This window comes from Exiguobacterium sp. s22, assembly GCF_018617455.1.
GTDB lineage: Bacteria > Bacillota > Bacilli > Exiguobacteriales > Exiguobacteriaceae > Exiguobacterium.
The window spans coordinates 233,643-247,689 of sequence record NZ_JACSKD010000001.1; the positions used below are offsets into that span (position 1 = coordinate 233,643).

Here is a 14,047-nt window from a genome sequence, read left to right on the forward strand (position 1 = left end):
ATCCGTTGCGACATCGGAATCAGGCAGATTCTCTTCGTGATCAATTGGCGGACACGTTGCCATCTCGAGCTGAGAGGCAAGAGCACGAACGAAAGAGAAAATTGAATGATAACTGGATGAAGCGCCCATTGGCGATGACTTTAACGTTCGCCATGTTAGCGATTATTCTCATTTTCATATATATTGGGCGACACGCCATATTTTAAAGGAAGGTGCGGACAACGTTCGCGCCTTTTTTATATTCAAAAAGTACTCGATTGCACAATAAAAGGGGTAAACTCGTTTGAATGCGGATATACTTATATTATTAGAACGAGTAAGAGAGGAGGGCGGAGATGCCGAAATACTCCATCAAGACAGTCGCGACGTTGACCGGTGTCAATCCAACGACCATTCGGGCATGGGAACGCCGTTATCAATTTATCGTGCCGAGCCGAACCGAGTCTGGTCACCGCCTGTATTCAGATCAGGATGTCGAAAAAATCAAGTGGGTGGTCGATAAGCAGAAAGAGGGTTTGAGTGTCTCTCAGGCGATTCAGCAATTGCATCAGGCTCCGGAGCCTGAACCTACTTCCGCTAAACTGTATGATGAGGAATTAAAAGATGGGTTGCTCCAGGCGCTTCTCTCTTTTGATGAACGTACCGCTCATGACTTAATCAACCGTGCCTTTAATACGTTCAGCTTTGAAAAAGTGACGAAGGACATCATCGGACCGCTTTTGATGGATATCGGTACACGTTGGGAAGATGGGTCAATCACAATCGCGCATGAACATTTCGCCACGGCTTTTTTGCGGGCGCGTCTTTCCACGCTGTCGCTTCAGATGCCGATGAACCCTTTCTTGCCACGTGTCACATGTGTCTGTGCCCCGGGTGAAATGCATGAGATCGGACTGTTGTTTGTCACCCTCTATTTACGTCAACACGGTTATGATGTCATTTTCCTCGGTGCGGGGTTTCCGAAAGAAGATCTGAGCAAAGCCCTTTATGATATCGATGCATCTTGTCTTATTTTCGCTTGTACATTGACCGATCACATTCCCGACCTAGAAGAGGCTATGGCATATATTCAAACTGAGCACCCTGACTTAAAAATTGGGGCTGGTGGATATGCGGTCAGTTTAGAAAGGAATCGATTTAAGGATGCATTTCTTGGCGACACACCGGAAGAATGGACAAAATGGTTATCAACTATTTGACACGGGATGAAAACGGGAGTAGCTTATTATTAGGATTGACTATTCACTGGAGGTTTTCGATTGAGATTTGAAAAACAAACAAAAGAACATCTTCGTGTATATGTGACTGCGAATGAACTCTCGTTACGTGGAATCGCCATTGATACAATTGTGGGGGAAAATGGTCAACAGCTGTGGAAAGAATTGCTTGAAACAGCAGAAAGTGAATACGGATTCTCTCCGCAAGGAGCAGTTGATTTGAATGTGACGATGTTTCCTCGTGACGGACTTGTCATCGATGTTCAGAGAGGCGAAGCGATTGCCGAACTCGATATCGAACAGGTTGAGATTCGATTGACAATCGATGTGATTCATCACTTGATTTATCAGTTCGAGGACATTGAAGATGTCATCAATGCTTCGATTCGTTTATTCCCACATATACATGAAACTGAACAAGGTGGGACGCTTTATCATTACAAAGGTCGGTACTATCTTCACTTTGTCGAGGTACTTCCTTCACAAGTGGAAGAACGACTTGCGGCAATCTTGTCCGAGTACGGGAAGACGACTACGGTCAGCCCGTATGTCATGATGGAATACGGTAAGACGATTCAAACTGAACAAGCCGTTAAAGAGCTGTACGATGCATTCGCATGAGTACGGCTTTTTTTACTGTTCTGTTCCTATTGTTTTTAGCATGTCCGTGTTATGATTAGACTTGAATTTTCAGTAGTTAGTTGAAGGAGAGATTGGAATGAAAGTCGCTGTATTATATGGTGGAGTGTCAGGAGAACGAGAAGTATCCCTCACGAGCGGACAAGGAATGATTGAAGCGTTAACAGAGCGTGGCCATGAGGTCACGGCAATCGACTTTCATCCGGAGCGGGCGAGTGATTTGTTGACATTAGATGTCGACGTCGTCATCAGCGCGTTACATGGAAAGTATGGAGAGGACGGTCGCGTACAATCACTGCTTGAAATGGCGGGGATCCCCTATACCGGATCAGGAGTCTTGGCATCTGCCCTTGCAATGGACAAGGCGAGAGCGAAAATCATTTTTGCGGCATCTGGCATCCGTGTCGCACGCGATGTGTTGATCGAATCGACTGATTTAATTGATGCAAAAGTGAGTGAATGGGGCGATGAGTTCCCGTGTGTCGTTAAACCGGCACAAGAAGGGTCATCAAACGGACTGACGATTGCCATGGACGAAGCGATGTTACGTGAAGGGATCGACAAGGCGTTTGCCTGCGATTCAGCCGTACTGGTCGAGCAGTACATCAAAGGAAAAGAATTGACAGTGCCTGTCATCGGGAACTTTGGGAAAGAAGAGGCGCTCCCAGTTATTGAAATCATTCCAAAAAATGAGTTTTACGACTATGAGTCGAAGTATACAGAAGGTGGTTCGATTCATGTCTGTCCGGCAGAGATTTCACCTGACTTGACGGAAGAGGTTCAGCAGGCGGCAGTCATGGCACACCGCGCACTCGGTTGTTCTGGATATTCGCGTTCTGATTTCCTCGTTTCAGAATCAGGAAAAGCTTACATTCTAGAAACAAACACGTTACCAGGGATGACACCACTCAGCTTATTCCCAGATAGTGCAAAAACAGTGGGAATTTCTTATGGTGAGCTATTAGAGCGCTTCATTGAGCTCGCGCTTGAACGTGAGTCGAAATAAGACAGGTATAGGAATACACACTAAAAGAAAACGCTTTCATTATTTTTGTAAAACCCTTTCAAATTGAACGCGTATCGGCTATACTTTTAAACGAATACGAGGTTAATTCTTGGGGGAGAATTGACAATTTAGGGGAGGAAACCTTCATGATTACGGATCAAGAAAAAGGTCATCAAAAACGAAAAAACATCTTGGAATCGACACAAGAGGTGATTCACGAAGCTTTAGATAAACTCGGCTATCCAGATGAGATGTACGAGTTGTTAAAAGAACCGCTTCGCATGCTGACCGTTCGAATCCCTGTTCGCATGGACGATGGCTCAACAAAGATTTTCACAGGCTATCGCGCTCAACATAATGATGCGGTCGGACCGACAAAAGGGGGAATTCGGTTCCACCCAAGCGTAACGGAGGTAGAAGTAAAAGCATTATCCGTTTGGATGAGCTTAAAAGCAGGGATCGTCGACTTACCTTACGGTGGAGGGAAAGGTGGAATCGTCTGTGACCCACGCGAAATGAGTTTCCGTGAGATTGAGCGGTTGAGCCGTGGTTACGTTCGCGCCATCAGTCAGATTGTTGGACCGACGAAAGATATTCCAGCACCAGACGTGTTCACGAACTCGCAAATCATGGCATGGATGATGGATGAGTACAGTCGAATCGATGAATTCAACTCACCTGGATTCATTACTGGTAAGCCACTTGTCCTCGGGGGTTCTCATGGTCGTGAGACAGCAACGGCAAAAGGTGTGGCCATCATGATTCGAGAAGCGGCACTTCGTCGTGGTATTGAACTCAAAGGGGCACGCGTCGTTGTTCAAGGTTTCGGGAACGCGGGTAGCTTCCTTTCGAAATTCATGCACGATGCCGGAGCGAAAGTAATTGCTGTCAGTGATGCATACGGTGCCATCCATGATGAGAACGGTCTTGATATCCCTTACTTGTTAGATCGTCGTGATTCATTCGGTACGATTTCGACATTGTTTAAAAATACAATCTCAAATAAAGAGATGTTAGAACTCGACTGTGACATTCTCGTACCTGCTGCAATCGAGAACCAAATCACAGAAGACAACGCGGACGCGATTAAAGCATCGATTGTGGTCGAAGCGGCAAACGGTCCAACGACGAACGAAGCGACGAAAATCTTAACTGAACGTGGAATTCTCCTCGTACCTGACGTGTTGGCGTCAAGTGGTGGGGTTACGGTTTCATACTTCGAATGGGTACAAAACAACCAAGGTTACTATTGGACGGAAGAAGAAGTCGAGGAAAAACTCGAGAAAGTACTCGTCCATTCCTTCAATACCGTATACAATACGTCATCAGCACGAAAAGTCGATATGCGACTCGCCGCCTATATGGTCGGCGTGCGTAAGATGGCGGAAGCATCTCGTTTCCGTGGATGGGTCTAATCAAAAAGTTCGGTCAACATCTGTTGACCGAACTTTTTTTATACGTTAATTCGATTTGCGATCGTATCAGCAATTGCCTTCCCATGGAAGCGTCCGTTTTCGATGAAAATCTTATTGGCATCGTTTCCTGCTGCCACCACGCCTGCGATGAACAGATGTTCCACGTTCGTTTCGAACGTTTCTTCATCATATGAAGGGATTCCGCTCTCTTCATCAACGAGAATGCCCGCGTCCTCGAATAAATGATGGTCAGGTTGATAACCGGTCATCGCGAACACGTGGTCAGCGTAGACATGTTTTTCTTCACCATGTTGACGATAGTAGACACCGTCTTCCGTGATTCGTTCAATCGTCGCCTCGAATTCCATGCGAACTTTTTCATGTCGAACGAGCGAATCGAAGTTTGGGAGAACCCATGGCTTGACGGAAGGGCTATACGAATCGCCGCGATAAAGCACCGTCACATAAGCGCCCGCTTTCTCTAGTTCGATTGCCGCGTCGACTGCCGAGTTCTTTCCACCGATAATGGTGACATGTTGTTTGAAATAAGGGTGCGCCTCATTGAAATAGTGATGCACGTGAGGCAGGGATTCGCCTGGTACATCGAGTAGTCGAGGGCGTCCATAGTATCCTGTGGCTAAAATCACGTAGTCAGCTTCACGAGTCGTCACCCCACGTCGTTCGTGTCTAGATGTCACAGTAAATCGTCCATTAATTTTTTCCACTGATTCGACAGTCTCGAATGGATGGACGTTCAAACCGGTCCGTGATACGACTTCTCGATAATAGACAAGGGCATCTTGGCGCCGGGGTTTTAAGTCTTTACAGATGAACGGAATGTCTCCGATTTCTAAAAGCGTGGCAGATGAAAAGAACGTTTGGTGTGTCGGATATCGATAGATGGCATCGACAATGTTTCCCCGTTCGATCACGGTACAAGATACACCAATCTTCTCTAGTTCGATGGCGGCCGATAGACCACATGGGCCAGCCCCCACGATAATCGCTTGTTTATTCACTATTAAATCACCTCTTTGCTCATTTTAGGAAAGGGAGCGCGTGAGCGCAAGGTTATTGCTGGAAGCTAAAACTATGTTCTAACACCGATTGGCTCGAACCTGACTCGAGTTCGACTAAAAGACGCAGACGGGCTTTTTGCGAATTTAAACCGTTCGAGAAAATGATGCCCATCTCTTTCAACTGTTTACCGCCACCGTCATATCCATAAACATCCTGAACGATTCCATTGAAGCAACGACTGACGATGACGACAGGGATTTCATCGACTAGGTGCTTGAGCGCCGACAAAAGGGTAGGAGGAACATTTCCTTGACCCAGCACTTCAAGTACGAGTCCGTCGTATCCGAGCGCAATCACCGACTCGAGCAAATCAGGTTCCATTCCCGCTACAACTTTTAGAACGGCAACGCGTTTTGAGATGGATGGAATCATTTTTGGTTGTCTGTTTGTCGGTTGACTATAGATGAGCACGTGGTCCTTTGTGACCATACCCACATTTCCGAAATGAACCGACTTGAACGTATCGACCGACGAGGTATGTGTTTTTGTGACGTTAAACGCCGAGTGGATTTCACCGTTAAATACGACGAGCACACCTTTGCCACGAGCTGCCTCGCTTTTTGCGACACGTAGGGCAGTGATTAAATTGAATTCTCCGTCTGAACCTACCTCGTTCGAGGAGCGCATTGCGCCTGTCAGAACGATTGGTACCGGCGCCCCAAGTGTGATTTGTAAAAAATAAGCGGTCTCTTCAAGCGTATCGGTCCCATGTGTGATCACGACCCCGTCATACGTGTCTTGAGTCAGTTCTCGTTGGATGAAATGCGCCAATTCAAGCATCTTCTCAGGAGTCATATGGGGCGAGGGGATGTTCGAAAAATGCTTCGTTGTAATGTGGGCGATATCCGTCGCCTTCGGTAGTGTCGCATCAATCGGGTTGACGTCACTCGGTTCGACGTGACCTGTTCCGGACTGTGACATGGCGATTGTACCGCCCGTGTGGATTAATAATAAATGGTTCATATATGTCCTCCTCATTATTTTTGTGAAAATTACCATTTTCTAGGGGTTCTACACTTTTTCTTTCGAGCAATTCAGTGTATGCTAGTGGAAGAAAGGAGAGATGCATGATGATCGCAATCGCCTTGTCTGCGGTTGCCCCGGGGCTTGCCCTTCTTTCCTACTTCTATCTTCGACATGAGTTGGAGGCGGAACCGCTCGGATATGTGATTCGTTCTTTCGTGGCCGGCGCAGTTCTCGTGTTCCCCATCATGTTTATCCAATATGCCTTCGTTGAAGAAGGTGTTCTTACCGGACCGTTTTGGGAGGCATATGTCGCCACTGCTTTACTCGAAGAGTTTTTTAAATGGTTTATGATTTATTATACAATATATATACATAAAGTCTTTGATGATTACTATGACGGGATTCTCTATGCGGTCGCCTGCTCATTAGGCTTTGCGACATTAGAGAATTTTTTATACTTATGGGTGTACGATTCATTAGAAATTGCGATTTGGCGGGCAATCTTACCTGTGAGCGGACACGCCTTGTTCGCGGTCGTGATGGGGTATTGTTTAGGGCGGGCAAAGCATTCGGCACGTGAGCGAGTATGGCTGTTCATGGCCATTCTCTCTGCGACAATCATTCACGGTACGTTCGATTTGATTTTGATTCTCGAGCCTGAGAACAAGCTACCTGCCGTTCTGTATATCGTCATTTTATGGATGGTGGCCCTGCTACTCGTGCGAGCGGCCAACCTGTCCAATCGTCGTCAATTTAAATAAAGGGGAAGAGAACGTATGTTAAAAGAAGGTCAAGAGTTAAGAATCGAAGTAGAAGGCCGCGCAGAGGGGAAGACGAAAATCGCAGCAATCGTTGATCAAGTCGTGTGGATTGAATCACCAAGTGATATGACAACGCTTAAGACATTCTTTTTACACGAAGAGGAAGAAATACGTGTTTACTTCTTCCAAGGAGACAATCATTTGTTTGCTTTCGACACGAAAGTTGCGAAACGGATCAGTGATGCCCAAATGACGATTCGGTATGCGTTCAGGATGCCGGACGAGAAAAAAATTAAACGTATTCAGCGCCGTGAATATTTACGAGTTCCTGAAATGATTGACGTGACCGTGCTCGCGGTCGACGGTGAAGGATTCGAGTCATTTGAAACGACGTCGTTAGACGTTTCTGCAGGTGGAATGAAAATTATTGCGAACCGTGCACCGGTCGAAGTGGATGAGTCACTCATCGTTGTTTTCCGAATCGAGGATGAACAAGGGACGCCGCAACTCTTTCGCGTAAAGAGTCGCCTCGTACGCATCCACAAGCAGGAAGTGAAGCAGGAACTCTCGCTAGCCTTTGAAGATTTGACGCCGCGCGATCAAGAGACGATTTTACGATACTGTTTCCGCGTCCAGCTCGAAGCTCGAAAGCGGACAGGGTCTATATTTTCTTCAAGATAAAAAACTGTTATGATGTTCTCGGGATTATTGACCGAGAGGAGGAGGGTATCGGGAACACTCGATACCCGTTTTGTATGAAAAAATCATTACAAATTGCATTAGATGGACCGGCTGGTGCCGGAAAAAGTACGATTGCCAAGTCGCTTGCGAAACAATTAGGGTATGTCTATATCGATACGGGTGCGATATATCGTGCGGTGACCTATCGCGCCTTGCGTGAAGGGATTGCGCTCGAAGACGGGCCGGCTCTAGCGGACATGATTGCAAAGATGTCACTACGACTCGTGCCATCTGAAGCAGGACAACGCGTATTTGATGGTGATGAAGAAGTGACAGATGTCATTCGTTCAAGTGAAGTGACGAACAACGTCAGTTTTGTCGCACGACAACCGGAAGTGCGGGATGCCTTGATGGACCTACAACGTGATTTGGCGAAAGAGGGCGGGGTCGTCATGGACGGACGCGATATCGGTACGCATGTCTTGCCGAATGCGGACTTGAAGGTATTTATGACTGCTTCTGTTGAAGAACGTGCTCGTCGTCGCCATGAGGAAAATGTTTCAAAAGGGATACCGAGTGATTATGACCGATTGAAAGAAGAAATCGCTCTCCGTGACAAGCGTGATTCAGAGCGGGAGGTCGCACCCCTTCGCCAAGCTGAGGATGCGCACTTCCTGGATACGACGACACTATCGATTGATGGGGTTGTTCGGGCGATTGAACAATTCATTAAAGAGGTGAAAGCATGAGCGAAACATTAAATAACGGACCGTTTGGCATGTACCGGATGGCGAGAGCCGTCGTAAATGGTATTCAGCGGGCATCGTTTCAAGTCGAGTTCATCGGACGAGAAAACGTTCCGATGGATGGGTCTATTCTTGTTTGTTCGAATCATCAGTCAAACTGGGACCCAGTTTTATTGGCTTGCGCGATCCCGAAACAACGTCCGCTTCGATTTTTTGCTAAACAAGAACTGTTTAACGTTCCAGTATTAAAACATATATTAAAGCGCGCGGGACAAATTCCCGTCTCACGGGGAGAAGGAGACCGGCAGGCACTTCGTGTCGTTCTTCAAAAGCTGAAAGAAGACGAGGTCATCTCCATTTTTCCTGAAGGAACGCGTTCAAAGGATGGCACGCTCGGGAAGGCGCAGGCAGGAGTTGGATTTTTCGCAATGCGTTCGAATGCGCATATCCTACCGATTGCCATCATCGGGAAATATAAGTTTCGCGCAAAACTACGTGTCGTCATCGGCAAGCCGATCGACTTGTCAGAACTGAAAGAACGTAAGGCGAGCGCGCAAGAAGCGGCCGACTTAATTATGAATACGATCGCCGACCTTTACTTAAACCATTCATTCACGAAGTGAAAAACGGATTGTGAAATTGAGGTTTAAACTTCTTTCAATAGAGGTACAATCTTCATAACGCCTTGACAAAATCTCGGAATTATAAGAGATTTATACTAGGTGTAAGCGCCTTTGGCGCTCCTTTTTGTACTCATCGTGAGGGGGTAGTGTTGGAATGGTCGAAGAAATGAAAGATATGCCTGATTTTGAAATTAATCGTGGTCAAATTGTGACCGGAACAGTCGTCAAAATCGAGGATAAGCAAGCGCTGATCGATATCGGTTATAAAACTGAAGCGATTTTGCCAATTAGCGAAGTATCAAGCATGCATCTAGACGATTTAAACGAATCACTCCAAGTGAACGACGAGATTCGTGTCAAAGTGAAAAAGGTCACGGACGAAGAAGTGGTCGTTTCGAAAAAAGATGTCGATGCCGAAGCAGCATGGGATCGCATCGTTGAAAAATTCGAATCGGGTGAAGTGTTTGAAGTGATGGTGAAAGATAAGGTCAAAGGTGGTCTTGTCGTCGATATCGGAATTCGCGGATTCATCCCTGCGTCCCTTGTCGAAAGTCACTTCGTCGAGGACTTCTCGTCATATTTGAATAATCCAATTACCGTAAAAGTCGTCGAGATCGACCGTGAAAAAAATCGTGTCATCTTGTCACATAAAGCAGTTGTCGAAGCCGAAATGAGCGCCAAGAAATCAGAAACGCTCGAATCGCTCGAAGTCGGTCAAGTCATCGAAGGTACGGTTCAACGTTTGACAGATTTCGGTGCATTCGTCGATATCGGCGGAGTGGACGGTCTCGTTCACATTTCAGAGATGGCTCATAGTCGTGTCGAGAAGCCGAGTGATGTTGTCACTGAAGGCGACCGTGTCAAAGTGAAAGTACTTGGTCTTGACTTAGATAATGAAAAAGTAAAACTCTCGATTAAAGAGACGCAACCTGGTCCTTGGGAAACCATTGAAGGCAAGATTCAACCGGGGGATGTCATCGAAGGCACGGTCAAACGTCTCGTGACGTTTGGTGCGTTCGTTGAGGTTGCACCACAAGTGGAAGGTCTTCTTCATATCTCGCAAATCGCGAACCGTCATATTGCGACACCTTCTGAAGTCTTGACTGAAGGTCAAGAAGTGCAAGTGAAAGTGCTAGACGTTCATCTCGATGATAAGAAAATCTCATTGTCGATGCGTGCTCTCGAATCATCTGAACCGACTCGTCAAGATGATGACCAGGAGTTACTCGATGAATATAGCGACCAAGGAGGATTCTCTGTCTCTGAACTGACAGGCGATGACTCTTCGGATGACTCAAAATAAGATGATTGTTTAAGCGGGAGTCATGCTCCCGCTTCTTTTTGTATGGTCACTTAATTTTGCCTGTGATATGATAGGTGAGTTGCGTTTCGAAATGATGAAATGATGAAATTTTGATAGAAAGTTAGTGAGGTGTTGTTATGGGAATTCCAGCAGTGGCCATCGTTGGCCGTCCGAATATCGGAAAATCCACAATTTTTAACCGCATCATCGGAGATCGTGTGTCGATTGTCGATGATAAACCAGGTGTCACACGTGACCGTATTTACGGCACAGGAGAGTGGCTCAACCGTAAGTTCCATTTAATCGATACAGGTGGGATCGAAGTCGGGGACGAGCCGTTGCTCGTTCAAATGCGTCATCAGGCTGAACTCGCCATCGATGAAGCGGATGTCATCATCTTCATGGTGAATGGACGCGAAGGTATCACGGCAGCGGATGAAGAAGTAGCGAACTTATTGTTCCGTTCGAACAAACCGATCGTTCTTGCCGTCAACAAGGTCGATAACTTTGAAATGCGAGATCTCATGTACGAGTTTTATTCTCTCGGATTTGGTGACCCGTTCCCGATTTCAGGTACACACGGGTTAGGACTCGGTGACTTGCTCGACCAAGTATTTGAACTTGCTCCAGAAAAGGACGAGTACGAGTACAACGAAGATGTCATTCAGTTCTCGTTGATTGGACGCCCGAACGTCGGGAAGTCAAGTTTGACGAACTCGATCCTTGGTGAAGACCGTGTCATCGTTTCCAATATCGCCGGAACGACTCGCGATGCGATTGATACACCATTCACACGTGACGGACAAGAGTACGTCATCATCGATACGGCCGGTATGCGTAAACGCGGGAAAGTATACGAATCGACAGAACGTTATAGTGTCATGCGTGCCCAAAAGGCGATTGAACGATCAAACGTCGTCCTCGTCGTCCTTGACGGAGAAGAAGGGATCATCGAGCAGGACAAACGTGTCGCCGGTCTCGCACACGAAGCCGGGAAGGCGATTGTCATCGTGGTCAACAAATGGGATGCCGTCGAAAAAGATGATAAAACGATGAAGAAGATGGAAGAGAAGATTCGTCAAGAATTCTTATTCCTCGACTATGCACCGATTGTCTTCTTGTCAGCGCTCACGTCGAAACGCTTACAGACATTGTTGCCTGTCATCAAGCAAGTGGCAGAAACACATCGTCGTCGTATCTCGACGAGCGTATTGAACGATGTCATCGTCGACGCGGTCGCAATGAACCCGACACCGACGGATAAAGGACAACGATTGAAGATCAACTACGCGACTCAAGTTGCCATCGAGCCGCCGACATTCGTCTTATTCGTCAACGACCCTGAGTTGTTGCACTTCTCTTATAAACGTTATTTAGAAAATCAAATCCGTAAAGCATTTGACTTCACCGGGACACCGATTCACATCGTGGCTCGTCAGAAAAACTAATTACGGGGGTGCCACTTATGGCAAACGTAGCAGTCATCGGAGCGGGAAGTTGGGGAACGGCCATCTCGCTCGTGTTAGCGGACAATGGTCATGATGTCCTGCTCTATGGACGTGAACAAGAACATGTGGATGAAATCAACTCGTCGCATACGAACTCGTTTTATTTGAAAGATGCACCGTTACCTGAATCGATTCGAGCGACGACGGACTTGAAAGAGGCGTTAGACGGTCGAAGCATCGTGTTTCTCGTCGTCCCGAGTTCGGCAATCCGTCCGGTCTCAAAAGAATTGAATACGTTGTTGACGAAACCCGTCACGATTGTTCATGCCGCAAAAGGAATCGAACCGAAAACGCATAAGCGTCTTTCGGAAATTATCGCCGAAGAGATTGAACCTGCGAAACGTCGAGCGATCGGTGTATTGACAGGACCAACTCATGCGGAGGAAGTCGCGGTACGAAAACCGACGACCATTACAATCGCGTGTGAGGATCTCGATGTGGCGGATGAAGTGCAGGAACTGCTCACAAACGACCAGTTTCGCGTGTACTTGAATTCTGACGTTGTTGGGGCAGAGTACGGTGGAGCACTAAAAAACATCATCGCCTTAGCGGCAGGGATGACGGATGGTCTCGGTTATGGGGATAATGCGAAAGCTGCCCTCATGACACGTGGGATTGTCGAGATTGCTCGACTTGGCGTGAAGCTCGGCGCGAATCCAGCATCGTTCTCAGGGTTGACAGGAATCGGAGACCTCATTGTGACGGCGACGTCACAACATAGTCGTAACTGGCGAGCCGGAAATGCCATTGGGCGAGGCGAAAAGCTAGAAGACGTTCTTGGGAACATGGGAATGGTCGTCGAAGGCGTACGTGCCTGTGAAGCGGCGCACTCACTCGCGAAAGAGGCGGGTGTGGAGATGCCGATCACAGAAGCGCTTTATAACGTGCTATTTGAGGGCAAGAGTCCTCATGATGAAGTGAAGAAATTAATGAGACGCCCACAAAAGCATGAGATGGAACAAGTGTTTCATTTCGAAGAATAAGATGGGTCGAGAGAGGAACTGACGTTTTCGTTCAGTTCCTCGCTTTTTTTTGCTACACTTGAAGTCTGGAGAACATAGAGAAAGTAGGGGGATAGACGTGACACCGTCACTCATCAAAATGTGGATTTCATTCGCGGGGATTGGAGCTTTTGCCCTCGCTGCATTAATGGTCGCACTTAGTCATACGAAACTGAGCGGGTGGTTTGCAACACTCGTCAGACTGATTGCATTCATCATATTCTTGTTCGGGACTGTTGTTATGATTTTTGTCGTCGTCTCAGGGCCGACAGGAGGATAAACGTGATGAGAAAAATGATTGTTGCCATTAGTTTGACCATAACGACGCTTTTAGCCGGATGTATGTTCCCTGATTCAGAGCGTGCGAACAACATCCCATATGAGGATCAATTGAATACGGTACAAAGTGCGGTCAATGCCTATCGTGAACAATCTGGCGTCTTGCCGATTAAAACGAAGCCAGCGGAAACGCCTTTGATGGAACGCTACCCGATTGAATTTGCACGGCTTGTCCCAGGCTATTTGGCTGATCCACCTGGGAATAGTTTCGAAGGTGGCGGGTTATTCCAATATATTCTCGTTGACGTGGAGACAGATCCGACCGTGAAATTAATCGATTTGCGTGTATCTGAACGATTGCAACAACTACAAACGAATATCAATGCGTTTCGAGCGAAAGAAGGAAAGTTCCCATTCGACGGTTCGATTGGGAAAAACCAGTTCACGCTCGACTATGATAAAATTTTCGTCTCGGAAGAGCCGGTCATACCTAGCCCTTACTCTGACAGAGAACTTCCGATTTATGTAGACGGCACAGGACAACTATTTGTGGACTATCGGGAGGACGTGAAGGAAGCGCTTCAAAAGACGGACGAGACACCGGAAATCGGTGAAGACATTCGTTATTTACTGTATGAAGATGCCCCATTTGCCCCGGCTTACTCGCAAGGGTATACGATAGATGAACAAGGAGAAGTCGTTTTTTTAAACAACTGAACTCGTTTTAATAGTGAAAGTCGTGAAATCATGCAAAAAATGTTGTCATATCAACGTTTGTACGATATGATTAATCCCGTAAACTCCCTGTGAGAGGAGGTGAAT

Annotated in this window: 16 protein-coding genes; 14 read left to right on the plus strand and 2 right to left on the minus strand. The window is 46.8% G+C overall.

Annotated elements, in window-relative coordinates; genetic code table 11:
• The first annotated feature begins 5 nt into the window (after nt 1-5).
• The 5 genes from KNO94_RS01210 to KNO94_RS01230 all read left to right on the plus strand — a co-directional run bounded on the left by KNO94_RS01210 (nt 6) and on the right by KNO94_RS01230 (nt 4,277).
• A complete protein-coding gene (locus KNO94_RS01210) occupies nt 6-206 on the plus strand; it encodes a hypothetical protein (RefSeq protein WP_214740209.1) in 201 nt (66 codons plus the stop codon).
• Between the two features lie 129 nt (nt 207-335).
• Nucleotides 336-1,199, plus strand: coding sequence for a MerR family transcriptional regulator (locus KNO94_RS01215; protein ID WP_214776899.1), 864 nt, complete (start codon nt 336-338; stop codon nt 1,197-1,199).
• A gap of 60 nt (nt 1,200-1,259) precedes the next feature.
• Nucleotides 1,260-1,838 (plus strand): adaptor protein MecA, encoded by a 579-nt coding sequence (locus KNO94_RS01220; protein WP_214776901.1) that lies wholly within the window; start codon nt 1,260-1,262, stop codon nt 1,836-1,838.
• 97 nt (nt 1,839-1,935) lie between these two features.
• A complete protein-coding gene (locus tag KNO94_RS01225; RefSeq protein ID WP_214776903.1) occupies nt 1,936-2,862 on the plus strand; it encodes a D-alanine--D-alanine ligase in 927 nt (308 codons plus the stop codon).
• A gap of 146 nt (nt 2,863-3,008) precedes the next feature.
• The gene (locus KNO94_RS01230) at nt 3,009-4,277 is read left to right on the plus strand and encodes a Glu/Leu/Phe/Val family dehydrogenase (RefSeq protein WP_214740223.1); all 1,269 of its coding nucleotides are present in this window, start codon (nt 3,009-3,011) and stop codon (nt 4,275-4,277) included.
• A 38-nt stretch (nt 4,278-4,315) separates the two neighbouring features.
• On the opposite strand, the gene KNO94_RS01235 is transcribed toward KNO94_RS01230, so the two are convergent.
• On the minus strand, nt 4,316-5,299 hold the full coding sequence (locus KNO94_RS01235) for a YpdA family putative bacillithiol disulfide reductase (RefSeq protein ID WP_214777607.1): 984 nt from the start codon (nt 5,297-5,299) through the stop codon (nt 4,316-4,318).
• 49 nt (nt 5,300-5,348) lie between these two features.
• Nucleotides 5,349-6,320, minus strand: a complete 972-nt coding sequence (locus tag KNO94_RS01240; protein ID WP_214740225.1) for an asparaginase — start codon at nt 6,318-6,320, stop codon at nt 5,349-5,351.
• Between the two features lie 107 nt (nt 6,321-6,427).
• Here KNO94_RS01240 and prsW point away from each other — a divergent pair, with 107 nt between their 5' ends.
• The 9 genes from prsW to KNO94_RS01285 all read left to right on the plus strand — a co-directional run bounded on the left by prsW (nt 6,428) and on the right by KNO94_RS01285 (nt 13,942).
• Nucleotides 6,428-7,084 (plus strand): glutamic-type intramembrane protease PrsW, encoded by a 657-nt coding sequence (prsW, locus tag KNO94_RS01245; protein WP_214776905.1) that lies wholly within the window; start codon nt 6,428-6,430, stop codon nt 7,082-7,084.
• Nucleotides 7,085-7,099: 15 nt separating this feature from the next.
• Complete coding sequence (locus KNO94_RS01250) at nt 7,100-7,765, plus strand: flagellar brake protein (RefSeq protein ID WP_214776907.1); 666 nt, start codon at nt 7,100-7,102, stop codon at nt 7,763-7,765.
• Nucleotides 7,766-7,839: 74 nt separating this feature from the next.
• On the plus strand, nt 7,840-8,514 hold the full coding sequence (cmk, locus tag KNO94_RS01255) for a (d)CMP kinase (RefSeq protein WP_214740236.1): 675 nt from the start codon (nt 7,840-7,842) through the stop codon (nt 8,512-8,514).
• Nucleotides 8,511-9,134, plus strand: a complete 624-nt coding sequence (locus KNO94_RS01260; RefSeq protein ID WP_214740238.1) for a lysophospholipid acyltransferase family protein — start codon at nt 8,511-8,513, stop codon at nt 9,132-9,134. Before cmk ends, KNO94_RS01260 begins: the two co-directional genes overlap by 4 nt.
• Nucleotides 9,135-9,288: 154 nt before the next feature.
• Nucleotides 9,289-10,437 carry a 30S ribosomal protein S1 gene (rpsA, locus tag KNO94_RS01265; RefSeq protein ID WP_214776909.1) on the plus strand — a complete coding sequence of 383 codons (1,149 nt, stop codon included), beginning with the start codon at nt 9,289-9,291 and terminating at the stop codon, nt 10,435-10,437.
• Between the two features lie 137 nt (nt 10,438-10,574).
• Complete coding sequence (gene der / locus KNO94_RS01270) at nt 10,575-11,885, plus strand: ribosome biogenesis GTPase Der (RefSeq protein WP_214740241.1); 1,311 nt, start codon at nt 10,575-10,577, stop codon at nt 11,883-11,885.
• Nucleotides 11,886-11,902: 17 nt separating this feature from the next.
• On the plus strand, nt 11,903-12,928 hold the full coding sequence (locus tag KNO94_RS01275) for an NAD(P)H-dependent glycerol-3-phosphate dehydrogenase (RefSeq protein WP_214776911.1): 1,026 nt from the start codon (nt 11,903-11,905) through the stop codon (nt 12,926-12,928).
• A gap of 97 nt (nt 12,929-13,025) precedes the next feature.
• Nucleotides 13,026-13,226: a DUF2768 domain-containing protein gene (locus tag KNO94_RS01280; RefSeq protein WP_214740245.1), complete on the plus strand. Its 201-nt coding sequence runs from the start codon at nt 13,026-13,028 to the stop codon at nt 13,224-13,226.
• 5 nt (nt 13,227-13,231) lie between these two features.
• Entirely contained in the window at nt 13,232-13,942 is a 711-nt protein-coding gene (locus KNO94_RS01285) for a hypothetical protein (RefSeq protein ID WP_214776912.1), read from the plus strand.
• Nucleotides 13,943-14,047: the final 105 nt, after the last annotated feature.